20 protein-coding genes are annotated in these 23841 nt (G+C 61.0%); 5 read left to right on the top strand and 15 right to left on the bottom strand.

The genetic code is table 11. The features are described 5' to 3' along the window. Positions 1 to 258 precede the first annotated feature (258 nt). The 5 genes from IB272_RS20905 to IB272_RS20925 all read right to left on the bottom strand — a co-directional run bounded on the left by IB272_RS20905 (position 259) and on the right by IB272_RS20925 (position 5579). Positions 259 to 2166, bottom strand: a complete 1908-nt coding sequence (locus IB272_RS20905) for a diguanylate cyclase (RefSeq protein WP_246810395.1) — start codon at positions 2164 to 2166, stop codon at positions 259 to 261. A 101-nt stretch (positions 2167 to 2267) separates the two neighbouring features. After that, positions 2268 to 2444: a hypothetical protein gene (locus IB272_RS20910; protein WP_167550733.1), complete on the bottom strand. Its 177-nt coding sequence runs from the start codon at positions 2442 to 2444 to the stop codon at positions 2268 to 2270. A 778-nt stretch (positions 2445 to 3222) separates the two neighbouring features. Beyond that, entirely contained in the window at positions 3223 to 4029 is an 807-nt protein-coding gene (locus IB272_RS20915) for an aspartate dehydrogenase (RefSeq protein WP_060517961.1), read from the bottom strand. Between the two features lie 29 nt (positions 4030 to 4058). Then, complete coding sequence (locus IB272_RS20920) at positions 4059 to 4601, bottom strand: 3-hydroxyanthranilate 3,4-dioxygenase (RefSeq protein ID WP_060530138.1); 543 nt, start codon at positions 4599 to 4601, stop codon at positions 4059 to 4061. Positions 4602 to 4622: 21 nt separating this feature from the next. Beyond that, entirely contained in the window at positions 4623 to 5579 is a 957-nt protein-coding gene (locus IB272_RS20925) for a dihydrodipicolinate synthase family protein (protein WP_034796473.1), read from the bottom strand. A gap of 141 nt (positions 5580 to 5720) precedes the next feature. On the opposite strand from IB272_RS20925, the gene IB272_RS20930 reads away from it, so the two are divergent. Next, positions 5721 to 6626 carry a LysR family transcriptional regulator gene (locus IB272_RS20930; RefSeq protein ID WP_060580828.1) on the top strand — a complete coding sequence of 302 codons (906 nt, stop codon included), beginning with the start codon at positions 5721 to 5723 and terminating at the stop codon, positions 6624 to 6626. A gap of 76 nt (positions 6627 to 6702) precedes the next feature. Here IB272_RS20930 and IB272_RS20935 read toward each other — a convergent pair whose 3' ends face one another. From IB272_RS20935 to IB272_RS20955, 5 genes are all read right to left on the bottom strand, one after another. Beyond that, on the bottom strand, positions 6703 to 8133 hold the full coding sequence (locus tag IB272_RS20935; protein ID WP_192444926.1) for an NAD-dependent succinate-semialdehyde dehydrogenase: 1431 nt from the start codon (positions 8131 to 8133) through the stop codon (positions 6703 to 6705). Between the two features lie 199 nt (positions 8134 to 8332). Next, a complete protein-coding gene (gene kynU / locus IB272_RS20940) occupies positions 8333 to 9574 on the bottom strand; it encodes a kynureninase (RefSeq protein WP_192444928.1) in 1242 nt (413 codons plus the stop codon). A gap of 12 nt (positions 9575 to 9586) precedes the next feature. Beyond that, the gene (locus IB272_RS20945) at positions 9587 to 10510 is read right to left on the bottom strand and encodes an ABC transporter permease (protein ID WP_060517968.1); all 924 of its coding nucleotides are present in this window, start codon (positions 10508 to 10510) and stop codon (positions 9587 to 9589) included. A 7-nt stretch (positions 10511 to 10517) separates the two neighbouring features. Further along, positions 10518 to 11297, bottom strand: coding sequence for an ABC transporter ATP-binding protein (locus IB272_RS20950; RefSeq protein ID WP_034796481.1), 780 nt, complete (start codon positions 11295 to 11297; stop codon positions 10518 to 10520). 139 nt (positions 11298 to 11436) lie between these two features. Further along, positions 11437 to 12423: an ABC transporter substrate-binding protein gene (locus IB272_RS20955; protein ID WP_192444930.1), complete on the bottom strand. Its 987-nt coding sequence runs from the start codon at positions 12421 to 12423 to the stop codon at positions 11437 to 11439. Between the two features lie 165 nt (positions 12424 to 12588). Here IB272_RS20955 and IB272_RS20960 point away from each other — a divergent pair, with 165 nt between their 5' ends. The 3 genes from IB272_RS20960 (at position 12589) to IB272_RS20970 (ending at position 16569) form a co-directional block, all read left to right on the top strand. After that, positions 12589 to 13374 carry a GntR family transcriptional regulator gene (locus tag IB272_RS20960; protein ID WP_192444932.1) on the top strand — a complete coding sequence of 262 codons (786 nt, stop codon included), beginning with the start codon at positions 12589 to 12591 and terminating at the stop codon, positions 13372 to 13374. Positions 13375 to 13609: 235 nt separating this feature from the next. Further along, a complete protein-coding gene (locus IB272_RS20965; RefSeq protein ID WP_089045147.1) occupies positions 13610 to 15346 on the top strand; it encodes a hypothetical protein in 1737 nt (578 codons plus the stop codon). Positions 15347 to 15495: 149 nt separating this feature from the next. Next, positions 15496 to 16569: a porin gene (locus IB272_RS20970; RefSeq protein WP_112772006.1), complete on the top strand. Its 1074-nt coding sequence runs from the start codon at positions 15496 to 15498 to the stop codon at positions 16567 to 16569. 332 nt (positions 16570 to 16901) lie between these two features. Here IB272_RS20970 and IB272_RS20975 read toward each other — a convergent pair whose 3' ends face one another. The 5 genes from IB272_RS20975 to IB272_RS20995 form a co-directional block, all read right to left on the bottom strand. After that, positions 16902 to 18791 (bottom strand): sugar phosphate isomerase/epimerase and 4-hydroxyphenylpyruvate domain-containing protein, encoded by a 1890-nt coding sequence (locus tag IB272_RS20975; RefSeq protein ID WP_192444934.1) that lies wholly within the window; start codon positions 18789 to 18791, stop codon positions 16902 to 16904. 29 nt (positions 18792 to 18820) lie between these two features. Continuing rightward, on the bottom strand, positions 18821 to 19681 hold the full coding sequence (locus IB272_RS20980) for a shikimate dehydrogenase (protein WP_168711262.1): 861 nt from the start codon (positions 19679 to 19681) through the stop codon (positions 18821 to 18823). 91 nt (positions 19682 to 19772) lie between these two features. After that, a complete protein-coding gene (locus tag IB272_RS20985; RefSeq protein WP_112975571.1) occupies positions 19773 to 20789 on the bottom strand; it encodes a TRAP transporter substrate-binding protein in 1017 nt (338 codons plus the stop codon). Between the two features lie 63 nt (positions 20790 to 20852). Beyond that, positions 20853 to 22133: a TRAP transporter large permease subunit gene (locus IB272_RS20990; protein ID WP_060517979.1), complete on the bottom strand. Its 1281-nt coding sequence runs from the start codon at positions 22131 to 22133 to the stop codon at positions 20853 to 20855. Positions 22134 to 22143: 10 nt separating this feature from the next. Next, entirely contained in the window at positions 22144 to 22707 is a 564-nt protein-coding gene (locus IB272_RS20995) for a TRAP transporter small permease (RefSeq protein WP_034796497.1), read from the bottom strand. 278 nt (positions 22708 to 22985) lie between these two features. Between IB272_RS20995 and IB272_RS21000 the strand changes: the two genes are divergently transcribed. Then, positions 22986 to 23651: a TetR/AcrR family transcriptional regulator gene (locus tag IB272_RS21000; RefSeq protein ID WP_029742882.1), complete on the top strand. Its 666-nt coding sequence runs from the start codon at positions 22986 to 22988 to the stop codon at positions 23649 to 23651. Positions 23652 to 23841: the final 190 nt, after the last annotated feature.

Consider the following 23841-nt stretch of genomic DNA (forward strand, 5'->3'; position numbering starts at 1 on the left):
GTCGTCCGCTATAAGGCCGCATTTGCGCCGCGTGGCGGCCGGCATCCGTCGCCGCGCGGAGCGGACCCGCTTGCCTTTCGCAGGGCACTGCCTCGTATGCCCGCAGATCGTCTCCGCCTGTCCGGCCGAGCCCGAACATTGAAGCGGCCGTCTTCCGCCGGTTCGGCACTGGGCCGGAACCACTTCGGCCCGAAAGAAGGAGACATGGCCAAGCCCGCAACCAACCTCGGCCCCCGTTCATTCAGCACTGTGAGTGCTCTAGTTGGCGAAGGCCTGTTCTTTCACAAAGATTTCCAGATCCGTCTCTGCCTTGATGGTGCTCCGAGTTCGATTTCGGCCCGCACTCTTTGCTTCGTAGAGGAGCTTGTCGGCCCGTTCATAGAGTTTCTCAAAACCTTCATCGCCGAAGGTATCCGCCACTCCCATGCTGGCGGTTACAGGTCGCTCGAGACCCGGAACGGTACTGGCGACAATTCCCGGAATTGCCTGTCGCCGGCGTTCGGCCAGGGTGGCGGCATCATTGCCGCGCAAGAGAAGTACAAATTCTTCACCGCCAAGACGGTATGCCCGCACGTCCGGCCCTGTCTGGAAAGCATTGGCTACAGCTTTGAGCACGGCATCTCCAACGGCATGTCCGTTTACGTCATTGATTGACTTGAAATGATCAAGGTCAATGACCGCCAATGTTGCAAAGCCATCAGCTCGAAGCTGCGCGAACTGTCCCTCAATAGCTCGACGATTGAGCAATCCCGTCAATGGGTCCGTTTCGGAAAGCCGTTCAAGCAGATCGGCTTCGATGCGTGCGCGATCTCGCTCCCGCTTCATGGTCACGAAGCGATCAGCTACGCCGAGCGTGGTGAAGAGGGCTTCGAATAGACAGCCAGCATAAAACGCGAGCGTGGCGTCGATACTTTCGAACCAGGGTACGACGCCCGTCACCAGACGGATCAATCCGACCGCGATCATTGGCGTGTATCCGACTGCCTGAAATTTTGCCGCACGACTCCCGCGGCGCAATGCGTCGATCATCGACAGTATGAAAATGATGAGGATCGGTGCAAACGCAGCCGTGTACGCGGTCGATTGTATTGGCCGCGCAACGAACGGGAATGCCGCGTGAAACGCACTCAGGAACAATGCCGATGCCGCACAATAGGGTAGCAGACGCCGTAGTGCAGGATGCATCAGTCCAGGTTCGATGAAGCTGTACGTAAACATCGCTCCTGATGCGACCGTCATCCCGAAGAGCAAGGTGGTCATCCAGCTCAAAGTCATGGCCGGCGGGTCGAAAAATACGACTGACAAACTTGATGAGGTCATAATGGTCATCAGCAACGACAGCGTCAAAGCCGAGTGCCAGAGAACAAAAGGTTCGCGCAGGATCCGATAGAACGCCGCATTGAAGATCAGAAGCATGGCGAGCATGCCAGCTAGGCCTGCGACGAACGTCAGGAGTTGCATATCGTCGATGCTATCGACTGCGACATCCACTGGTGCCAGATATGCTCGCTCCAGTGTCATCCGATGGCTAGGCAAATCGATTGCGACGACGACTTGCCGCGTCGCATCTGTCACTACAGGCAGGGGAGCCTTGAAATACCCACCGGCCATTGAGCTGGGCAACGCTGCTGCAGAAACGGAGGCTTGCCGCACCGCGCCGTCCTGGTCGATTGCAAGGAGATGCACCGCCTCAAGTGCGCTCCGCCTGGAGAGAAAGTATCGAGGAGGGCTATCGCCCGGCCTGAGATCGAAGCGAAGCAGCACTCGCTCGGAATCAATCGAGAATTTCCGGTCATCACAGGACCACCGCTCGGCTGCCAAAGCTATGGTGATCACGTTCTCTGAGATGCGGCCGGATGCCCAGCAGGAATTGCGAATGTTGCTGGAATCACCAGCGTGGGTCGATCCAACGCCCAGGTGCGTCAGCATCAACAGAAGCAGAAATACCGCCAAAGCACGACTTCGAAACCCACCCCCAAGCATAGGGCTTCGATACAGCCAGAAGCTTTCGATACCATTAAGCGCCGCAAAAACGCGCCTGTTATCGGCTCGGCGGAAGGCGACGACCTTGCTATAGCGCCTGAACGCGAACCGCGGCCCGCTCACACTTCCTGTCTTCAATTCTGGCGCAAGGCGCTGGACGACGACAAGCGGGCAATCATCCATGGGCCGCTCCAGAAGAGCGCGCGACCGCCTCTCTTCATGAACTGCAACCGGACACGACGGATGTTTGAGATGGCTCTTTGAGGGTTTGCGCCGATCGCGCGCTAGAGCCGGTCGCCGCTTTCGATGGCGGCCGGTGCCTCTACTGGGTTCTCGGATGCCACGTGCTCTTCGGCAACGCTCAAATCCAGTTTCCCCCAGATCGATAGTTTTTCGCCGTTGGGTTTAAGCTTTCGGGACTGCTTGATCTCAACGATAAACGGCTTTGTCTGCTGACGCATCTTTCCTCCAGGCGACGAATCGCAGAGCAACTCTATCGCAACGCATTCGTCTCGCAAGCGGACCTTGCCCGAAGGTCGTGCGAGAAACGGGCGTATTTTCACTGTGGGTGTGGCAGTGTGCTGCAGCGCGCTGCGTCCCTTCGGGTAGGGGCGCGATTGCGCTGACGCCACTGTCAGATCTCTTCCCTTCGGCCGTTGCTCCAAGTGCGGGCTCGATGAGGCAGGTCTGACCGTAGAACGGCCGCGCTTCGCTCTTGTTCCCGAAACGAGCTTCACAAAGACAGGCATCGAGCCACTCGCAGGCTTACGTCGCTCGCCGGCCATCGTTACTTCCTCTGCGGCATCAACCCGCGTTCTAGACGTTTTGCCGGGGTTCGAACTTCGCGGTGACCATCTCGCTCTCCTTCGAGACGAGCCTGGCGGGCAAGAAGTTGATCCAGCCTTCGTTCGGCAGCAGGCACATTGGCGCGCATCACTGTATCGCGTAGCTTTCGCGCAATGCGATTCTGTCCCGCTTATCCCCCGTTGACAGCAGGAAAAACCACCTCCTACCTCTCCTGGATCGGCCGACGGCTTGCTAGGAAGAGCGTGAAAACCCGCGTCGGAGCGACTGCCCCCGCAACGTCTGGGCGTTCAAGCACCACCGCACGCGTGTTTCACCGACGATGCCAAAGGTGGTTTCGATAGAGCCAACGGATAAAGCGGCGCATGCGGTTGCCGGCAGCACAAAGATCTGCCCGGAACGGCAATGGCCGAGCAGTCGAGCGGCAGCTACCGACTAAAGGACAAGCGCGCTTGTCCTGTTCTCGATCAGGCGAACGAGGTTCAGTGCCGTCATCTCCGAGGATTTCGGATTGGTTGCGAGCGGGCGGTTCTGAAGGCGGATTTCGAGTGTGCCGAAGGCGCCGCGGGCGATAATGCTGTGCGTGTTTTCCACTGCTTTGGGATCGGCGACGAGCTGCACACGCGTATGTTCCATACCGATGCCGGCAAGGGAGATGGTCGCCGCCACATTGGCATTTTGCGGAAAGGCCGTCGCCGCCTCAGCGGCCGATCCTGCAAAGAAAGCTTCCGCTTCCTGAAGTTCGCCTAGGCGACAGCACTCTTCGGCGGGCGTCCCAAACCAGGCCCTCGCGGGCTTGGTGATGATGTGCTCCACGCTGTCCAGACCCAACCGTGAGGCCGCCGAGAGCGCATCGATGCCGCCGAGCGCGCCCGGCGGTATGATAAGCTTGCAACCGTTCCGCCGCGCAAGTTCCACGAGTTCGTCGAGCACGGTGGCATCCACCAGGGCCGAGGTCGAGGACACCGCGAAATCCATGCCCGCCGCCAATGCCGCCCGGGCGAAGGGCTGGACGCTTTCGCGGCTCGCCGCCTCGACGACCAACGTCGCGCCGGTCGCCGTCAGCGCTTCTGGACCGGCAACATGAACCGCCCCTTCCGGCATGGTCGCTTCGATTTCCCTGGGATCGCGCACGGCGATCCCGACAATCCGGGCGTTCGCGGCCCGCGCCTTAAGAAGTGCTGCCACCCGCTGTCCGATGGCGCCCCAGCCCACGAGGCAGATGGCTTCGACTTTCGACATGACGATCCTTTGCTGGTTGGCTGCCGGGTTCAGAGCGTCACCCAGCCCTCGGGCGGGGTCTTGCCGGGGTGCACGGTTCCGCATTTCGGGCACGTGCGCAGCTTTTCGTCCGCGTAGAAGGCCTGATAGATCGGCGGCAGATCGTCGACGATGGATTCGAGGTCTACCTCCGCGCGGTGCACAAGCTCCGTGCATTCGAAGCAGTACCATTCGACAGCGTCGAGCAGGCCCTCAGGCCGCGTGGGCTCGATCACAAGGCCGATCGATCCCTCCATCGGCCGCTGCGGCGAGTGGCGCACATGCGGCGGCAGCAGGAAGATGTCGCCCTCCCGGATCGGCACGTCGTAGAATTCCTTGCCGTCATAGAGCTTCAGCACCATGTCGCCCTTTAGCTGGTAGAAGAACTCCTCGACGGGATCGTCGTGATAGTCGGTGCGCTTGTTGGGGCCACCGACTATCGTCACCATGAGGTCGGCGTCTTTCCAGATCTGTTGGTTGCCGACCGGCGGCTTCAGCAGGTGCTTGTGCTCGTCGATCCACTTTTGCAGATTGAACGCCTTGAGCTTCGTCATCGATATTCCTCCCTGTCCCGTTCAGCGCAGTTTCAGGCCGCATTCCTCGAAGGCGGCTCTGGTCAGTCTCTTTTCCGCATCCGTCAGCTCCAGCAGTGGCTGGCGGACGGCTCCCCCCACTTGGCCAAGCAGTTCCTGCCAGTACTTCTGGTGCGCATGGGGCTTTTCCGCGGGCTTGGACTTGCGGAAGGCGTCACGCACCCCTTGCAGGCTCGCGCTGACGGCGCGGCTCTCCTCGGCCTTTCCGGCAAAGGCGAGTGCTGTGTACTCGGCCATGCGCCGGTCGGCCTTGGTCTGGAGCGTGTAGGGTGGCGACGAGCAGAGATAAAGCTGCCAACCGAGTTCCAAGACGTTATCCAGCCATTCCTCTTCCGAAGCGGTCGAGACGAGGATGCGGTCGCCGGCGAGCGCCGTCAGCGCCTTGTACATGGCGCGCGGCACCGAATACTTGATCGCTACCACCGTCTCGATGTCGGCAAGCCGGTTGCACAGTTCCGGGCTCATCAGATAGCCGCTGTCGGGATGCGACCACAGCGCCATGCCGATATCCACCTTTGAGGCGATGGCCTCATAGTAGCGCAGCAGCGTTTCGTCCTGCTGCTTGAAGAAATGCAGGATCGGCGCATGCACGACGATGTAGTCGGCGCCGCAGGCCTGCGCATGACGGGCAAGATCGATCACCACATCCATGTTCTGGTCGGAGCAGGACATGATCGTCTGCGCCCGTCCTCCGGCCGCTTCCACCGATAGATCGAACATCCGCTTGCGCTCGTCGACCGACATGGAGAAGAACTCACCCTGCTTGCCGGCAATGAAGAGGCCGTCGATACCGAGATCGGAAATCCAATGCTCGACATTGCGGCGGTAGCCCTCTTCGTCGATGGCGCCATCGGCCGTAAACGGCGTGTTCGCCGCCGCCCAGATGCCGCGCATCGTGGCACGGGAATGGGCCTTTGCATCTTTACGCTGGTATTTCATGACGCTCCCTGTCGCATGTCCGTCCGGTGGCGCGTGAAGCAACCGCTCCGGTCTCTCTCGGCGCATTTAGCGCAGGATTTTTTTATTCATTAAGACACATAGTCTGTATATATTCATGCCGAAATCAGTATGGATCCCGCGATGCTCAATCTCCGTCAGATCAAGTGTTTTCAGGCCGTGGTCGAACTCGGCAACTTCTCCCGCGCCGCCGAACGCTTGCGCACCAGCCAGGCCGGCATCTCGCATGCGATCCGCGACCTCGAGGCGCTGCTCGGCGCGCGGCTCTTCGACCGCACGACCCGACGCGTCGAACTGACCGAGGCCGGTCGGGTCTTTGCGGCGGCCGCGCTGCCCGGCCTTGCGGAAATCGAGCGCGCCGTCGATGCGGTGCACGATCTCGGGCAACTGAGAACGGGCCTGGTGCGCATCGCCGCCCCGCCCTTCCTTGGCGCAACCGTGCTGCCGCGCCTGCTGCAGGAAGTCGCTCAAAGCCATCCGAACCTCAAACTCAGGATCGAGGACGTCGTGACGGACATGATCGCGCCCCGGGTGCGCAGTGGCCTCTGCGACCTCGGCGTCGGCACCTTTGCCAGCGACGAGGACGGCCTTGAGATCCAACGCGTGCTGCGCGACCAGCTGATGGTTTTTGCGCCCGAGGGCCACGCCATCTGCACGAAGGCCGAAGTGGCCTGGTCCGCGCTTTCCGACCAACCGATCATCACGCTGACGCGCGAAAGCAATATCCGTCTTCTGACCGAGGTCGGCTTCGAAAGCGCCGGCGTGCCACTGCGCCCTTCTCTCGAAGTGCACCAGATCAACACGGCCCTTTCGCTCGTCGAGCGGGAGGCGGGGGTTGCCATCCTGCCGACCTATGCCTTTACCGGCCTCAACGGTCGGAAGATCTCAGCCCGCCCGTTGGTCGAGCCGTCGATTGCCCGCGATGTCTCTGTCATCACGGCGCGCGAACGCACGCCCTCCCCCGCGACGCTCGCGGTGCGCACACTGCTGCGCAAGGTGCTGCGCGACATGGTCCCGGTTGTCGGCTGATGGAACGCAAGAAGGCCGAAACCACCCAGACAGCGGTTTCGGCCTGATCATCCATTCATTGCGGCGCGCGATGCCGTCAGGCGGTGCGCAGCGAGACGTTCTTGACGACGGTGTAGTGATGCAGGCCCTCCGCGCCACCCTCGCGGCCAAGGCCGCTTTCCTTGACGCCACCGAACGGCGTTTCGGCGACGGAGGCCTCGAGCGTGTTGATCGAAAGATTGCCGGCCTCGATGCCCTGCATCAGGCGGTCGATGTTGGCGGCCGAGTTGGTGAAGCCATAGGCGGCAAGACCAAACGGAAGCGCATTCGCTTTCGTAAGCGCTTCGTCGATCGAGGCAACCGGATTGATCAGCGCGAGCGGGCCGAAGGGCTCTTCGCTGAGCGCGCGGGCATCATCCGGCAGATCGGCAATCGCGGTCGGCGCGAAGAAGTAGCCCTTGCCGTCCAGACGTCCGCCGCCGCACAGGATGCGGGCGCCCTTTGCGCGTGCATCGTCGACAAGCTCCTGGAGGGCAGCGATGCGGCGATCGTTGGCCACCGGGCCCATCTGCGTCCCTGCGTCGAGGCCGTCACCGACCTTGATCGAACGCGCCTTCTCCACGAAGGCGTCGGTGAAGCGCCTGTAGAGCGTTTCGTGCACGAAGAAGCGCGTCGGCGAGGTGCAGACCTGGCCGGAATTGCGATACTTGCGGGTGGCGCAGGCAATGCCGGCCGCAACCGGATCGGCATCCTCGCAGACGATGACGGGCGCGTGGCCGCCAAGTTCCATCAGCGCCGGTTTCATCACTTGCGAAGCGAGCGTCGTCAGGTGCTTTCCGATGACGGTCGAGCCGGTGAAGGCGACCATGCGGATCCGGTCCTGAGGGATGAGATAGCCTGAGATTTCGGCGGGGTGGCCGAAGACGAGGTTGAGCACACCGGCAGGAAGGCCTGCATCGTGGAACGCCCGCGCTATGTGCACGACGCCCGTTGGCGTCTCCTCGGACGCCTTCATGATGATGGAGCAGCCGGCCGCAAGTGCGCCGCCGATCTTGCGGGCGGGCTGGCTCATCGGGAAGTTCCAGGGCGAGAACGCCGCGACCGGGCCGATCGGTTCCTGCAGCACGATGTAGCGGATGCCCGGCGCGCTCGGGATAACCCGGCCGTAGAGACGCACGCATTCGCCGGCGTCCCATTCGAAGAATTCGCAACCGCGAATGACCTCGGACCGCGCCTCGGAAAGCGGCTTGCCGTTTTCGAGCGTGATCGAACGCGCGATCTCCTCTGAGCGCTCGCGCATAAGCTGGGCCGCCTTCAGGATGATCGCCGCGCGGGCAGCCGGCGATTTCCGGCTCCAGACCTGAAAGCCCTGCCAGGCAGCGTCTGTTGCATCGGCGAGATCCGTCTCGCGGGCGACCGCCACCTTGCCGATGACATCCTCATTGGCGGGGTTGATGACGGCGAGCGCCTCAGAGGTCGCCCTCCATTTGCCGCCGATATAGAGCTGAGCATGCGTATCCTGAGCCATGAGATTGCCTTTTCGCCATTCCTTCAGAGGCTGCGCCTTCCTGTTCCGGTAATGGATGCAATCAGCGGTCTAATATAACAATCCACATAGGTTGAATGAATTGATATCGAGATGTGATAAGTCTCGAGCCAGCACAAACGAAAAAAAGCGCCTTCCCGGACAGAGAAAGCGCTTTTCCATTTTTCACAAGCGATCGCGATCAGGTCACGGCGCTACGGACAGCAAAGCGGGCGTCGCGCCAAGCGCCAGTCTCCATCACGTCATGCAGCACGTCCACGGCGTTCCACACATCCTTAAAACTCGTATAGAGCGGTGTGAAACCGAAACGGATGGTGGCCGGGGCGCGGAAGTCACCGATGACGCCCCGCTCGATCAGAGCCTGCATGATTTCATAGGCCCCCTCGTGCTCGAAGGAGACCTGGCTGCCGCGCACCGTGCCGTCGCTTGGACCGACCAGCTTCAGGCCATGCGCGCCGCAACGCGCTTCGACGAGCTTTATGAAGAGGTCGGTGAGTGCGATGCTCTTCCGGCGGATGGCCGTCATGTCCACTTCATCCCAAAGATCGAGCGCGGCCGAAAGCGTGCGCAGCGACAGGATTGGCTGCGTGCCGGAGAGGAAGCGCAAGATGCCCGCGCCGCCGTCGTAATTGCGCTCGAAAGCGAATGGACGGGCGTGGCCCCACCAGCCACTGAGCGGTTGGCTGGCCTTTTCCTGATGGCGCCTGGCGACATAGATAAAGGCTGGCGCACCGGGGCCACCATTCAGATACTTGTAGGTGCAACCGACGGCGAAATCGACGTTGCAGCGATCGAGTTCCACCGGCAGCGCACCGGCCGAATGGCAGAGATCCCAGACGACGAGCGCACCCACATCGTGCGCGCGCTTGGTCAGCGCCGCCATATCGCGCAGAGCGCCGGTCTTGTAGTTGACGTGATTGACGAGCACCACGGCGACGCTCTCGTCGATCACGTCTTCGATCCGCGGGCCATCGACGCCCTCAAGCCGCAGGACGGTACCGGGCCGCGTCGCAATCACGCCCTCAGCCATGTAAAGATCGGTCGGGAAGCTCTCGCTTTCCGCGACAATGACCTTGCGCTCCGCATTGAGGCCGAGTGCGGCGTGCAGCGCCTTGTAGACATTGGCCGAGGTGTGGTCGGTCACGGCCGTCTGGCCGGGTGCTGCGCCAATGAGGCGGCCGACGCGGTCGCCGAGCGTCAGCGGCAGGGCGAACCAGCCAGCCGTGTTCCAGCTGCGAATGAGGTCGCGGCCCCATTCGAGTTTCGCGGCCTTCTCGATTTCGGCATAGGAGGCAAAGAGCGCCGCGCCGAGCGAATTGCCGTCGAGATAGGTGACGCCTTCGGGCAAATCAAAGCGCTTCTTGAAGGCCGCGAGCGGGTCGTCGCGGTCGAGCGCCTCGACAGCATGGATATCGATGTTCATGGGGCAGTCCTTCTATTCACGGACGGTTTCGCGGGCCGGCATGGGGCCGCGGGCGCGCTTGAGGGTTGGGAGCGCCAGCATGGCGAGCACGAAGAGGCCGGTGGCAAGTTTCAGGTCGGTCGGCGGCATGCCGGCGGCAAGGCAGAGCGAGACAAGCTGGTAGTAGACGATGGCTCCGACGAAGGGTGCCGCAAGCTGGCGCCGGATCGTCTGCTTGCCGACAATGGCTTCGCCGATCATCAGCGCCGCAAGACCGTTGATCAGCGTACCGATGCCCATGTTGACGTCCGCAAACCCCTGCGACTGCACCATGAGCGCGCCGCTGGTGGCCGAGAAGGCACCGGCTAGACCGACCCCGCCGATGGTGAAGGCCCAGATGCTGATCCCCTGCGCTTCCGCCATATCCGGGTTGGAGCCGACGGCGCGCATGGCCGTTCCGCGTTCGGTCCGGAAATAGAGGTTCAAAAGGCAATAGACGGCAATGCCGAGCAGTCCTGCAACGACGATCTTCGCGACCGGGAAACCCGGCTCGGCAAAGGGTACGCCATCGAAAATGGTTGGCGTGCCGTACACCGAGAGGTTGGACTTGCCCATCAGCCGCAGATTGATCGAGTAGAGCATCGTCATCATCAGAATGCCGGCAAGCAGCGTGTGGATGCGGAAGCGCAGATGCACGAAGGCCGTGCAGCTACCCGCCAGGAAGCCTGCGGCCATCGCAACGAGGATCGCCAGCCAACCGGGTGCGCCACCGGCGAGCGACAGCGCGCAGACGCAGCCGCCGAGCGGGAATGCGCCCTCGCTCGTCAGGTCCGGAAAATTCAGTGTGCGGAACGGCAGCATGATGCCGAGAACGATGAAGGAAAGGATGAGGCTCTGCGCCAGCGTGACCGGGACGAGCGTGATGAAGTTCGAAAATATCGTAGAAACCGTTTCCATGTCCGTCTCAGCTTGCGAGCAGCATCCGGTCGGTCTTCATGCCGAAGTGACCGATGAGTTTCGGGATCGTGACCTCGGCCTTTTCCGCGCCGGTGATCTCGAGCCGGATCTGGCCGGCATCGAGCATCACCACGCTATGGCCGAAATCGACAGCGTGCTGCATGTTGTGCGTCACCATCAGGGTGGTGAGATTGAAGGCTTCGACCGCGCGTACCGTCGCCTGCATGACGATGTCAGCCGTGCGGGGATCGAGGGCTGCGGTGTGCTCGTCGAGGAGCAGCAGATCCGGCTGGTCGCAGGTCGCCATGATCAGCGAAAGCGATTGGCGCTGGCCGCCGGAGAGCAGTTCGACGCGCGTGTCCAGCCGATTTTCCAGCCCAAGGTTCAGCGCCGCGAGGCGTTCGCGGTAGCTCGCGAGCCGCCTGGCATTGAGGCCTCGGCCAAGGCCGAGTTTCTTGCCGCGCAATTCGGCAAGCAGCATGTTTTCCGCAACCGTCATCGAGGCGGCGGTGCCTTTCATCGGATCCTGGAAGACCCGGGCCACCCGTGTCGCACGTTTGTGCACGGGCAGTGCCGTCACATCGTCGCCGTTGATGAGGATCTTGCCTGAATCGAGCATGAGCGCGCCGGAAATGGCATTGAGCATGCTGCTCTTGCCGGCGCCGTTCGATCCGATGACGATGGCGAAGTTGCCGGTCGGAAGCGTCAGGCTGAGATCGTTGAGGGCGATCTTCTCGTCGGGCTGCCCCTTGTAGAAGACCTTTCGTGCAGATCGGATTTCGAGCATCCGTTCCTCCTCTGAGCAATTCCGTAGAGGCCGCCTCCGCAGCCTTGCTTCCGGAATTCATGTAAATACGAATGGACAGGGCGCGCGGGGCGCGCTCATGGACGGCGGCGTCGTGGCCGCCGCCGTTGCTGGCGTCGGATTACTCGACGATGCAGTTGCAGTCGGCGAGCGAATCCGGGATCTCGACGCCGAAGGCGGCCATCGCCTTCTTCGAGATCAGTGCCTGGTGGTCCTCATAGGCAGGGAAAACAGGAGCAATGGACTTCGGGTCCTTGCCCTTCAAGAGTTCAGCCGCAATCTTGCCGGCATTCTTGCCGACCTGCTCGTAGTTGACGGCAAAGCTTGCCGGCACGAAACCCTCCTGTACGGCAGTATCGACGGCATTGACGACCGGGATGCCCGCCTGGCGCGCGGCCGACGCGACCGCCGCGATCGCCGGCTGGATCATGTTGGAGGTCGGGCCATAGATGACGTCGACCTTACCGGAGAGCGAGGTGATGCGCTGCTGGATGTCGTTGAGGTTGTCGACGCCGACTTCGACGACTTCAAAGCCCTGCTCAGGCGCAATTTTGCGCACCGCTTCAAGCAGCGCAACGTCGTTGGCTTCGCCCGGATTGTAAGGCAGACCGAGGCGCTTGGCGTTCGGCAGAAGCTTCTTGGTAAACGCGAGCACGGCCGCCATGTCCTGGCTGTCGGTCGCCCCAGTGATGCCGTCGTCGCCGCTTTCCTTGGACGGGACGAGCTTGGCGGCGACCGGATCGGTCACGGCCGTGAAGATCACCGGGATGCCGGAGCCTGCGAGCGCCTTCTTGGCGATCTGCGAAACCGGGGTGGTGACGGTGTAGACGAGCTTTGGCTGTTCGGCCTGCAGCTTGGCGATCATCTGCGGCACCAGCGAGGCGTCGAAATTGGTGTGGCTCTCCGTGTAGACGACGTCCTTGCCCTCGACGAAGCCGTTTTCGGCGAGCGCCGCCTTGAAGCCGGCGATGGCGGCGTTGAGCGGTGGGTGTTCGCCGAAATTGGCGATGCCGATGCGGATCGGATCGGCAGCCGCCGAACCGATGCCGGCAAGCACCAGGCCCGCCGCCATCAGGCCTGTGATGAGTTTCGATTTTGTGTTGGCCATGGGTTCCTCCTCCAGCTGTCGCAGTGACAGCACGAGCGATGAGGAAGCGCAGCCCAGCGGCAAAGTCAACGATATAGTATACAATTATAGCAATTGGCGATTATCATATATTATTCTCGCATATATGATTACCGAACATTCGGGCGGTGAATTTTGGAGGTGCCTTTGGTCGACGAGCAGGAAAACAGCACAAAAACAGAGGCCGCCTACAGGATTTTGCGAAACGAGATCCTCATGGCCCGCCTGCAACCGGGGGCGCCGTTGCGGCCCGACCTTCTGAGCAAGACCTATGATGTCGGGCGGACGCCTCTTCGAGAGGCGCTGTCGCGGCTGGAGGCCGAGCGGCTGGTGGTGGCGATCTCCAACCGCGGCTTCACCGTCGCACCCGTGTCGCGCAAGGGGCTGGAGGATCTGACAAAAGCCCGCGCAGTCGTCGAAATCCCTCTGTTGCTGGAAGCCATGGAGCGCGGCGGCTCGGAATGGGAATCGGCGATCGTCACGGCGCACTACCGTCTGTCTCGCTGCAAGACGATCGTCGAGGATTCTTCCGACCTTGCCGTGGATACCTGGATGGAACGGCACGAGGCATTTCACGCCGCCCTCTTGAGCGCTGCGCAATCGAGTTGGCTGATGCACTTCCGCTCGACCATCTCCGACCAGCTCCAACGCCACTACCGGTTCCTCGCCTTCGCCCCTGTTCTGCGCGCGGCGCACGGAGAGACGACCGGCTACGCGGAGGCCATGGCCGCGCTGCATAAGGCGCAATCCATCGGTCCGCACACCGAGCTGATGGAGGCCGTACTCGACCGCAACGCCGAACGCGCTCGGATCCTGATGGACGAGCATTTCGGCTATCCGCTCGAAGTCTACGCCGTCGAGGAAGGGGAAGTTGCGTCATCTGCATCCCGCAAACCATCAACACGCCCGGGAACTCATAAGAAATCCGCATGAATTAATGCTGATTAAGGCGATTGTTATGGGGAAAGCGACCCTGTTTCATGGCGCCTAAGCAAACGGAAGCGGCGTGATTTGCGCGGGCATGAGGAGGCCTTCGCGATCAACTGACACGACGAAAGAAGAATTCGGAACGCGACACAGGGGTGTGTTCGCCGCCGAGCTGTCGTTTGCTTGCGCCGCTGCCAGCCTTGGACGCGTCCGTTCACCGATATTCCAGGAGGAGACCAACATGCCGAGAAGGCTGATCATCACGTGCTCAATTTTGTGTCTGGCCGCGGGCACTGCGCTTGCCGCGGGTTGGGAAAAGGAAGTACCGACGGAGATCAACATCCAGGATCCCCACCTCAAGCGCTGGTCGGAACTGACCTACGACAAGCAGCCGCCGGCGCTGACGCCGGGCAAGGACTACGGCATGGATCCGGCGACGGGCAAGTTCAACGCGCCGCGCGCCACAGCACTCGGCGCATCGCCGAACTTCCCCGGCCAGCTCACCCATTGGGACGACAAAACCTACAAGAGCAACGTCGAGGAAATCGCCTTCTACCCGCACATCACGTCGCCCTGGCATGCCTGGCCCGACGTCGCGGATTTTGACGGCAAGCGCTACATGTACCTGCATGACCGCGACTACATGCGCGTGCTCGACATCACCGACCCGGCCAAGGCCAAGGTCGTCTATTCCAAGGGCGGCGTCTGGGGACAGGACGGTTCAAGCGAAGACTGGGACGCCAAGACGGTCCAGGACTATTTCGGCGGTATGACGATTGCCTGGAGTGAAAAGCTCCAGAAAAACGTCGTCGTAGCCTCCTACGAGATCGGCCGCTTCGGCATTCTCGACAACAAGCGCACCCAGCCCGACATCGTCGAGACGCTACGCCACTACAATTCGCTCAAGGGCTTCAAGGTCTACGAGATGAACGGGCCGCTGCCGAGTGACTGGACGCTGATCGCCACCCGCACGACCGACATCAACAACCCGGACGCGCCCATCGGCAAGCAGCAGGGCTCCGGTTCGCTCGACGCACCCGCCTGGTTTGGCGGCAAGTACATGTACCTCTCGTCGGCGCCCGACGACAGCTACGCATTGACCGAGTATCCGGACTACCTGCATTCGCCGGGCTACCAGGCTTGGGACATGACGGACCCGGCCAATCCTCTTTTCGTCAGCCAGGTCACCGTTCCCGGACAGGTCGTCGGCGACAAGGCAAGCGAGGACGCCTACCTGATGAACCCGCGCGCCGGCAACCGCACGTCTTGGATGGGCTCGCGCATGCCGCTGTTCCTGCCGAAGCCGGTGGAAAAAGGTGGCAAGATCGGCTTCGGCGCGATGGGCGGCCTCGGCTTCTACACCTTCGATCTCACCAATCCCGGCACGCCGGAAATGATGGGTCATCTGAGCATCCCGCCAAGCTTTGCCGGTACCGAATTCGACAATGCCGATACCAGCCAGTACGAGCGCACCGGCTATGTCTTTGCCAACGGCTACCCGATGAACTCCAACTGCTACGAGCCCTACAAGGACGTGCTGGTCATCGACGCCAAGGATCCGAAGGACCCGAAGGTCGTCGCCACCTTCCCGCGTCCGACACCCCCGGCAGAGGCCGAATTCACCGACTATTGCCAGCGGCGCGGCAGCTTCGGTCCGAAGCGTTCCGGCACGACCCACCAGCCGGGTCACAGCCGCGACGGCATCCTGCCCTATGCCTTCTACAATGCCGGCCTGCAGATCTTCGACGTCAAGGACCCGAAGGATCCGAAGATCGCCGGCTACTACGTGCCGCGCTTCCCCAAGCCTGAGGAAATGCCCGAATACACCTATGAAAACGCCAGCTTCGCGGTCTTTACCGAATACGACCGCAACATCATCTGGCTGATCAGCATCGACGGCATCCGCGCCCTGAAGACGCCGCTTCTCGGTGAACCGAAAACCGGCCTTGCCGGCGAAGTCTGGCCGCCGCGCGGGTAACCCCCGACTGGCCGGTATCGCAAACGATACCGGCCCTTTTTTCTCTCATTCCATACAGACCCGCTCAGCACCCGCTTGTCCCGCACGCCACGGACGGAGCCGGCGAAGCTTTGCCAATTTTCAAGAACCGACAAGGGAACGAACTCGATATGTACAAACCAACCAGTGCTACGGCACTTCTCCTCCTGAAAGGTGCCGCAGCGGCGCTCTGCCTGATGGCCGCCACCCAAGCGGCAACGGCTGCAGACGCGGAACCGGTCGAATATGTCCGCGTCTGCGATGCCTATGGCAACGGTTTCTTCTATGTTCCGGGCACCGAAACCTGCCTGAAGATCAGCGGCTACCTGCGCCACGAGGTTGCGGCCGGCGACGATGTCTACTGGGGCGGCTCGCTCGATGGCTTGCCCGGCAAGGCGCGGGCGACACTGCGCTTCGACGCTCGCAATGAAACCGAGTTCGGTACGCTGCGCTCCTATCTGGAGACGCGCTTCGAGCACAAGGCATCTGGCGAGCGCATCTACATTTCGGAAGCGCTTATCGAGCTTGCCGGCTTCTCGGTCGGCATCGCCGATTCGCTCTTTGCCAACTGGACCTGGGGTGCCGGCAACGTCATCTACGACGACGTCATTTACTACTCGGGCGACCGCACGATGCAGGCGAGCTATACCCACGACTTCGGCAACGGCTTTTCCGCCATGGTGGGCGCAGAGGAAGGCAATGGCTCCTGGGAACTGGAGGCGGTCGACGCGTCCGGCGTGGCAAGCCGCGAGTGGTTTGACCTACGGGCCGACAGCATTCCCCACCTCCTCGGCGGGGTGAAATACGAAGCGGACCGGATGACGCTTTTCGGCATGGCGGCCTATGACACGCGCTATGATGCCTGGGCCTTCAAGGCGCGCGTCAACCTCGACGTCACCGACGCGTTCTCCCTGTTCGTCATGGCTGCCTACCAATCCGACCCGAGCCGGCCGAATTATTATGGAAGCTGGTACGGCGAATGGGCGATGTGGGGCGGCTTCTCCGCCAAGATCAGCGAGAAGGCGACGATAAACACGCAGATCGACTTCGAAGAGGACGGTACCTGGAACGCGGCGCTCAACGTTGCATACGAGGTCGTGCCGGGCTTCAAGATCACGCCGGAACTCGACTACACCGCTTTTCGCGGGTTTCGCGGACACGAGGACGCCTTCGGTGGTGTCGTGCGCTTCCAAAGAAACTTTTAAGCTTCGCGTTGAGGAACCGGCGGCGACCTTGCTGCCGGTTTTTATCCGGCTGCAGCAACGATGCGGGCTGCCCTTGCCAGAGAAACCTTCGCGCTGTGCAACTCCCTGAACGGAATCGAACCCCGCCACCAGTTGTTTCAAAGCTTACGAGTATCTCACCACTCCAAGATGAGCATTCCAGGCGGCGACTGCTCGCGGCCAGAGTCCGTTCGCACGCGGCTTGACCGGTTGAAGGGTCGTGCGCCAAAGGATTTCAGCATAGGGCATGCCATCGGCCGGGAACCGGGCGCGAACTTTCCCTAGCAACGGAAAGAATTACCATCGCTAGGCTGTCAGCCTTTTGGCAGCCCCTCTGGCCTCAGGTACTTTCGTAGCGCTGCAATGCGAAAAATCGCGTTGGCGGCTCCGTAGCCGCGATAGCCCCGTCTTTCGACGATCTCGAAGAAGAAACCTTCGCCAAAGGTCGGGCTGTAGAGCTGGTAATACTCGCCGTCCTCGTCGCGGTCATAGAGGATGTTTTCGGACTTCAGCCTTTCGACGAGTTGAACGTCGAGACCGAAGCGCGCTTCAACGTCATCGTAGTAGTTCGGCGAAATCGGTAGCGCCTTGAAACCATTGGCGCGCAACGCCTGCGCGGTCGAAAAAATGTCATCGGTGGCAAAGGCCAGATGCTGGACGCCGGAACCGAAGGTTTCGGCGATGAACCGGCCGGCCAGCGTGTTGCGATTTTCCGCGCCGTTCAGTGTCAGGCGCAACGTGCCGGCGTCATTTTCCACGACCTGGCTGCGAACGATGCCTGCTGGATCGACGATGTCGATCATCGGCGTCTTATGAGCATCGAGTAGCGATGTGTAGAAGAGCAGCCAGGTTAGCATTTCCTCATATTTTACGGTCTGAGCGATGTGATCGATGGAGCATAATCCGGCCGCGATGACAGAGCCGCCGTCGCGCACTGGCTCAAACTCGACCTCCCAGATCTTGGAGAGCTCGGATTTGTCGTCCAGAAAATAGATGAGCCCTCCGCCCACGCCGTGGATCGCCGGAACCACGAGCTCGCCTGGACCAACCGGCTGCTCGAATGGTTCTGCCCCAAGCACCCGTGCCCTTTCTACCGTCGCCGCAGCATCATCCACCATGAGGCCGAAGGCATAGGCGGACGTGCCGTGAACGAGATAGCAAGCGCTGGCAAAGCCTTCGCGCTCGGTGTTGACCACCAAATTGATGGCGCCCTGGCGATAGACCACCACTTGTTTCGTCCGATGTTGTGCTGTTTTCGTGAATCCGACTGAAACGAGCAACGCTTCGAGTTCGCCTGCTTCCTCTTCCGAGGCACTGAACTCCACGAACGCTACACCTCTCACGTCGACGCGAGGGGGCATTATGGGGACCGGCAAACGAGTATCCGGTTCGGCGCGCTTGACCTGATCCCCGAGATAAATCAGCGAGCGATATCCATCGACAGCGATCGCACTGGGGTTGCCTCCACGAAATTGGTCGTTGAAGATTTCGAGCGATAGATAGCCGTCATATCCAGTTGCCGCCACCGCGCGGGTAAAGTCTGTCACTGGGAGATCGCCCTCGCCCGGCATATTGCGGAAGTGCCGGCTCCAATACAGCAGATCCATGTCGATCAGCGGGGCGTCGGCCAACTGGACTATGAAGATCTTCTCCTTCGGGATGGAGCGGATCGAGTTGATCTCGATCTTGCGCGACAGCGTATGAAAGCTGTCGAGAATCAGCCCGATACTCGGGTGATCGGCGCGCCGGACGATTTCCCAGGCGTCTCGATGATCGCTGATATGACGTCCCCAGGCGAGCGCTTCGTAACCGACGCGCAAGCCCCGCTTTGCGGCCCTTTCGCCTAGTTCGCTAAAGTCCGCGGCCGCCCTGTCAATGCCACCAACGGCAGCCGGCGAGACATTGGAACAGACAAGGACGAGGTCGGTGCCGAGCTCCTCCATCAAGTCGAACTTGCGCTCGGCACGGTCGAACGTTCGGGCTCTCAACGGCTCCGGCATGCCCTCAAAATCCCGGAACGGCTGAAACAGACTGATCTCCAAACCGAAATCTCGCACCATGCGGCCAACCTGACGCGGGCTCTCGTCAAAGGCGAGGAAATCGTTCTCGAAGATTTCGACACCGGCAAAGCCCGCCTTGGCGATGGCACGCAGCTTGTCCTTGAGGTCGCCGCTGAGCGAAACCGTTGCTATCGAGGTCTTCATCACTTGCTCCTCGGTGGAATTTTCGGGAATCAGCCGGTCATTGCCTTGAAATGGGCAAGCATCCGCGTTGTGTCGGGCTCAAGACCTGTAAACAGGCGAAAAGCGCCAACTGCCTGGAATACCGCCATTCCTCCACCGTCGAGCGTGCGGCATCCGCGTCGCCTCGCTTCTGAAAGCAGCGGCGTTTCGAGCGGGAAATAGACGATCTCGGCGACCCAGTGCCGCGGATCGAGAAGTTCGGCGTCAAGCGGCATCCCGGGATAGTTCGCCATGCCGGTCGGCGTGGCGTGAATCAACCCGGATGCCGATCGCATCGCAACAGAAAGGTCCGTACCGGCGGTGATGTCGGCTTCTGGAAACAAGGCGGTCAGCATCGCGGCAAGCAATCGCGCCCGTTCCGGCTCGCGATCGAAAACGATGAGACGCTTCAGGCCAAACGAAAGCGCGGCATAGGCTGTTGCGACGCCCGCACCTCCTGCTCCCAGTTGCACGCCCGAGGAAAGATCTGCATCGGGCAATCCGCGCCTGAAGCCTTCCGCAAAGCCCCACCAATCGGTGTTGTGGCCATATCGTCGCCCTCCTGTGAGCACGACCGTGTTGACGGCACCGAGCCTGTGTGCGTCTGGCGAGAGTTCATCGAGATGGGCAATGACCGCCTGCTTGCACGGATGGGTTATGTTGAGGCCGGCAAACCCCTGCCTCTCAGCGTCGGCGAGCAGCCGCGGCAGATCATTTTCCGTCGCACCAATTTCGGAAAGATCGATAAGCTCATAAGCATAGCGGAGTCCCTGAGCTGCACCTTCGGCCATGTGCATGGCGGGCGTCAACGAGGCCTGGATGCCTGCACCGATCAGGCCCGCCTTCAAGGGTCTTACAAGCGTTTCGGACATTGTTTCCGTTTCCATCTTCTGAGCCCGTTGCAAAGGGCAGCCAGCCTGCGGCCCGCCGCGACTTTGCGGGCGGGCCGAAGTATTCGCGCGGTTACTGGCCCCGCGCGGCACCTATCTCCTTGAACAACAACTGCACGGTGTCAGCGCCGATCTCGGCGCTAAACTTCTCGATCACCGGCTTGACGGCGTCGCGCAGCTTCTGCGTCTCCTCGGGACTGAATTCGCTGACCTCCATGCCTGTCTTGCGGATTTCCTCAAGGGCTGCGGTATCCGCCTCGCGCGAGACCTTGCGCTGATAGTCGCGGGCCTCGGTCGCGGCCGCCTGCAGGACGGTCTTTTCCTCGTCGTTCAGGCCATCCCAGAATTTCCTGCTGACGAGCACGATCTGCGGATTGTACTGGTGACGGGTCAGCGTCATGTATTTCTGCACTTCGTAGAATTTGGCATTCAGGATGTTTGCCGCCGGGTTCTCCTGCCCATCAACCGTCCCAGTCTCAAGCGCGGTGTAGAGTTCCGTATAAGGCAGCGGCACGGCATTCGCGCCGAGCGTGTTGAAGAGTTCGATCGGGATCGGAGATTGGATGGTGCGGATCTTCAGACCTTTGATGTCTTCAAGCTTGGTCACTGCATGGCGATTGTTCGTGAGATTGCGGAAGCCGAGTTCCCAGTATCCAAGTCCGACTAGGCCGGTATCGGGCAAAAGCTTGCTGAGGCTCTCGCCAAAGGGGCCATCCATCACCTTGTCCGCCTCCTCGCCACTATTGAAGAGGAAAGGAAGGTCGACGGCACCGAATTGCTTGACGTTGTTGGCAAGAATACCGGCGTTCAACACGGTCATCTCGATAACGCCGCCCTGGAGAGCGGAGACGGTCTGCACGTCACCACCAAGCGTGCCGCCGGGGAACAGCTTCACCTCGATCTTGCCGCCACTCTTTTCATTCACGAGCTCGGCGAACTTCTCCATGCCCGTCACTTGGGGGTGACCCTTGTTGTTGGCTGACGCGAACTTGATGGTCTGGTCGCGTATCTCTGCAAGCGTTGGCGCTGCTGCAAACAAAACGATCGGCAGGGCGACGCCCAGTGCCATTTTTGTAAATCGGTTCAACATGTTATCCTCCCAGATTGAGCCGGTAATCCCGCCGGCCTGTTGAAGCGCAATAAAAAGTTGCCGTCAGTGCCCGAACCAGGAGACCGGTACGGTCACCAGTTCTGGGAACAGGACGAGCAGGAAAAGGACGATCAGTTCGGCAATGAGGAAGGGCCACACGCCCTTCATCAGGTCCTCCATCGTCAGTTTCGAGACGCCGCAGATAACGTTGAGAACGGTGCCCACTGGCGGGGTGATCAGGCCGATCGAATTGTTGATGATAAACAGCACGCCGAAATAGACCGGGTCGATCCCCGCTTGCTTGATGATCGGCATCAGAACCGGCGTCATGACGAGGATCGTCGGTGTCATGTCCATCGCTGTCCCGACGACAACGATCAGGACCATGATTGCGATGAGCAGAAGGGTCTGGTTGTCCATCAGCGGTTCGACAAGCGCGGCAAGCGCACCGGGGACGTCTGCAACCGTAATCAGCCAGGCGGAAACGGCAGCGCAGGCAACCAGGAACATCACGACGGATGTAATTTTCGCGGCCGCTACGAAGACATGGAAGAGCTGGCCCGGCGTCAGCTCGCGGTAGATGACCATCGAGACGAACAGGGCGTAGACCGCCGCAACAACGCCGGCTTCGGTTGGCGTGAAAACACCAAACTTCAGACCAACGATGATGATCACCGGCAACAGAAGCGCCCAGACACTGTCGAGCAGCGCTCCAAGCCGCACGCGGGCGCTTTGTCTTGGCGGGAGCTCGAACTGCTCCTTGCGAGCGACGATAAGCCAAGTGATGCAAAGGGCCGCGGCGATCATCAAACCCGGGAAAATGCCCGCAAGAAAGAGCTTGGTGATCGAGACGCCGCCAACCACACCATAGAGGATGAAGCCGATCGACGGCGGAATGATAGGCCCGATGATCGATGCAGAGGCAAGCAGCCCTCCGGCGCGCGCCGGATCATGACCGCTCTTCAGCATCATCGGCAGAAGCAGCGCGCCGAGGGCCGCCGCGTCGGCGACAGCTGAACCAGAGAGGCTGGAAAGAATGCAGGCGGCAAAGATCGCCACGAAGCCGAGGCCGCCGCGGATGTGACCGACCATGGCCATCGCCAGGGCGACGATGCGGCGGGAAAGCCCGCCGGTGTTCATGACCTCGCCTGCAAGCAGGAAGAAGGGCACGGCCATCAACGGAAAGCTGTCGGCGCCGTTCAAGACGTTTTGGGCGACGATCTGTGCATCGAAGAGCCCGAGAAAGAGCATCAGGGCGACGCCGCTGATGATCAGCGCAAATGCAATCGGCACGCCGAGCGCCATGGGGCCGAGAAGTGCGCCAAGGAAGATGGTGACCGTCATCGGCTCGTCCTCAGCGTTTGACGGGCAGCGGCCCGAGCGTGGCCGTGGGGTGTGGGTCAAGCGCCACTTCGTCTTCGCTGTCGCGCACCAGTTCCGCCGTCGTCACGTCGATGCGTCCGGTCGCGATGGCGAAAGCGTCGGCAAGCAGGATGAGGAATGCGGGTACCCCAAAGGCGAGACCGGCCCCATAGAAGAAGCCCATGGAAAGCCCAGTCGCAGGCGCGCCGACATGCAGGTTGATGAGCGTCTGCGTCCAGCTGCCGCTGATCATCAGCCAGGTAGCGTAGAGCATCAACACATGGCCAAGAAGCACCGCGACCTTCGCGGCGGCCGGCGGCAGTCGTTTGATGAGCGTATCAACGCCGAGATGCCCGTGTTCGCGCAAGGCAACCACGGCGCCAAGAAACGTGAGCCAGACGAAGAAGATGCGTGATAGCTCCTCAGAGACCGTGATGCCCTGATTGAACGCATAGCGCAAAACGACGTTGCCGAAGACGAGGACGACCATGCCGGCAAGCAGCAAGGCAATCGCCACCTTCAGCGCGAAGAAATAGAAATCGATAATGCGGATCATGCGCTCCTCCCAAAGCGGAGTGCCGTCTTGGCGCCCGCGCATCACATTGGCGTCACGGGGCGGCGTCAGGGCACCGGTGCGAACACATCCTCCTCAAGTCGTCTTCGCCACTACAAAATGTACGAACTAGTACGTATGTCAAGCAGACTCTCTTGAAAGACCCCCGTAACCTCAATATGAATCTCACGGGAGGCGGTGTGGCGAGCCTCTGCGCTCGCCCGTTTCGATTTGGTTTCATTGGAAAATTTCGGCGAGTGCCGGGGGAGTGATGAAAAAGAATGGCGGGGCGGGTTGAGGCAAGTCGGAAGAACGATCCGGAACGCACCAAGGAAGACATCCTTGTCGTCGCCACGGAAGAGTTCTCGACGCACGGCCTTGCGGGCGGACGCGTTGACGCGATCGCAGAACGGACCCGAACCTCCAAGCGCATGATCTATTACTATTTCGGGGGCAAGGAGGGACTTTACCTGTCCGTGCTTGAGCGCGCCTATCGCAAGATCCGCACGCTCGAGGAGGACCTGAAGCTTTCAAGCCTTGCCCCGGAAGAGGCGTTGCGTACGCTAATTTCCAGCACATTCGACCACGACGAGGCCAATCCCGACTTTGTGCGATTGGTCAGCATCGAAAACATCCACCACGCAGCGCATATGCTGCGGTCGGAAGCGATCCGTGATCTGAATGTCTCGGTCATCGAAACGATCGCGGGCATTCTGGAACGCGGTATCGCTGAGGGTGCATTCAAGCGAAAGGCCGACCCGATAGATGTGCATATGCTGATCAGTGCCTTCTGCTTCTTCCGGGTTTCGAACCGATATACATTCGGAACTATCTTTCGCAGGGACCTTTCCGAATCGGCCACGATCGGCCGCCATCGCCGAATGATCGCCGACGCCGTGATCAGCTACCTCCAGACGGAGGAAGGGGCAGCGAACCCCATATCCTAGGGCTATCGCGCATGGGATGGGAAGCACTCAGGCAATGGGGTGTTAATGCCAGAACGCTGCCGATCTCAACGACGTGCAGCCCAGACCTCGATAGGCCTCGTCGGCAAGCGCTTGGCTGACGCACGTCACCGTCCACCGTTGGCTTGACGTTGTCGATGAGAGTGTGTCAGCTTTCCCGTCAGGAGGGCGC

Origin of the sequence: Ensifer sp. ENS08 (genome assembly GCF_014852195.1) — a bacterium.
In the GTDB taxonomy this organism is placed as follows: domain Bacteria; phylum Pseudomonadota; class Alphaproteobacteria; order Rhizobiales; family Rhizobiaceae; genus Ensifer; species Ensifer adhaerens.

Bases quoted from the DNA above. Each gene is read 5' to 3' on its own strand.
- IB272_RS20905 (WP_246810395.1), bottom strand. From the start codon at position 2,166: ATGGATGATTGCCCGCTTGTCGTCGTCCAGCGCCTTGCGCCAGAATTG.
- IB272_RS20910 (WP_167550733.1), bottom strand. From the start codon at position 2,444: ATGCGTCAGCAGACAAAGCCGTTTATCGTTGAGATCAAGCAGTCCCGA.
- IB272_RS20915 (WP_060517961.1), bottom strand. From the start codon at position 4,029: ATGTCGAAAGTCGAAGCCATCTGCCTCGTGGGCTGGGGCGCCATCGGA.
- IB272_RS20920 (WP_060530138.1), bottom strand. From the start codon at position 4,601: ATGACGAAGCTCAAGGCGTTCAATCTGCAAAAGTGGATCGACGAGCAC.
- IB272_RS20925 (WP_034796473.1), bottom strand. From the start codon at position 5,579: ATGAAATACCAGCGTAAAGATGCAAAGGCCCATTCCCGTGCCACGATG.
- IB272_RS20930 (WP_060580828.1), top strand. From the start codon at position 5,721: ATGCTCAATCTCCGTCAGATCAAGTGTTTTCAGGCCGTGGTCGAACTC.
- IB272_RS20935 (WP_192444926.1), bottom strand. From the start codon at position 8,133: ATGGCTCAGGATACGCATGCTCAGCTCTATATCGGCGGCAAATGGAGG.
- kynU (WP_192444928.1), bottom strand. From the start codon at position 9,574: ATGAACATCGATATCCATGCTGTCGAGGCGCTCGACCGCGACGACCCG.
- IB272_RS20945 (WP_060517968.1), bottom strand. From the start codon at position 10,510: ATGGAAACGGTTTCTACGATATTTTCGAACTTCATCACGCTCGTCCCG.
- IB272_RS20950 (WP_034796481.1), bottom strand. From the start codon at position 11,297: ATGCTCGAAATCCGATCTGCACGAAAGGTCTTCTACAAGGGGCAGCCC.
- IB272_RS20955 (WP_192444930.1), bottom strand. From the start codon at position 12,423: ATGGCCAACACAAAATCGAAACTCATCACAGGCCTGATGGCGGCGGGC.
- IB272_RS20965 (WP_089045147.1), top strand. From the start codon at position 13,610: ATGCCGAGAAGGCTGATCATCACGTGCTCAATTTTGTGTCTGGCCGCG.
- IB272_RS20970 (WP_112772006.1), top strand. From the start codon at position 15,496: ATGTACAAACCAACCAGTGCTACGGCACTTCTCCTCCTGAAAGGTGCC.
- IB272_RS20975 (WP_192444934.1), bottom strand. From the start codon at position 18,791: ATGAAGACCTCGATAGCAACGGTTTCGCTCAGCGGCGACCTCAAGGAC.
- IB272_RS20980 (WP_168711262.1), bottom strand. From the start codon at position 19,681: ATGTCCGAAACGCTTGTAAGACCCTTGAAGGCGGGCCTGATCGGTGCA.
- IB272_RS20985 (WP_112975571.1), bottom strand. From the start codon at position 20,789: ATGTTGAACCGATTTACAAAAATGGCACTGGGCGTCGCCCTGCCGATC.
- IB272_RS20990 (WP_060517979.1), bottom strand. From the start codon at position 22,133: ATGACGGTCACCATCTTCCTTGGCGCACTTCTCGGCCCCATGGCGCTC.
- IB272_RS20995 (WP_034796497.1), bottom strand. From the start codon at position 22,707: ATGATCCGCATTATCGATTTCTATTTCTTCGCGCTGAAGGTGGCGATT.
- IB272_RS21000 (WP_029742882.1), top strand. From the start codon at position 22,986: ATGGCGGGGCGGGTTGAGGCAAGTCGGAAGAACGATCCGGAACGCACC.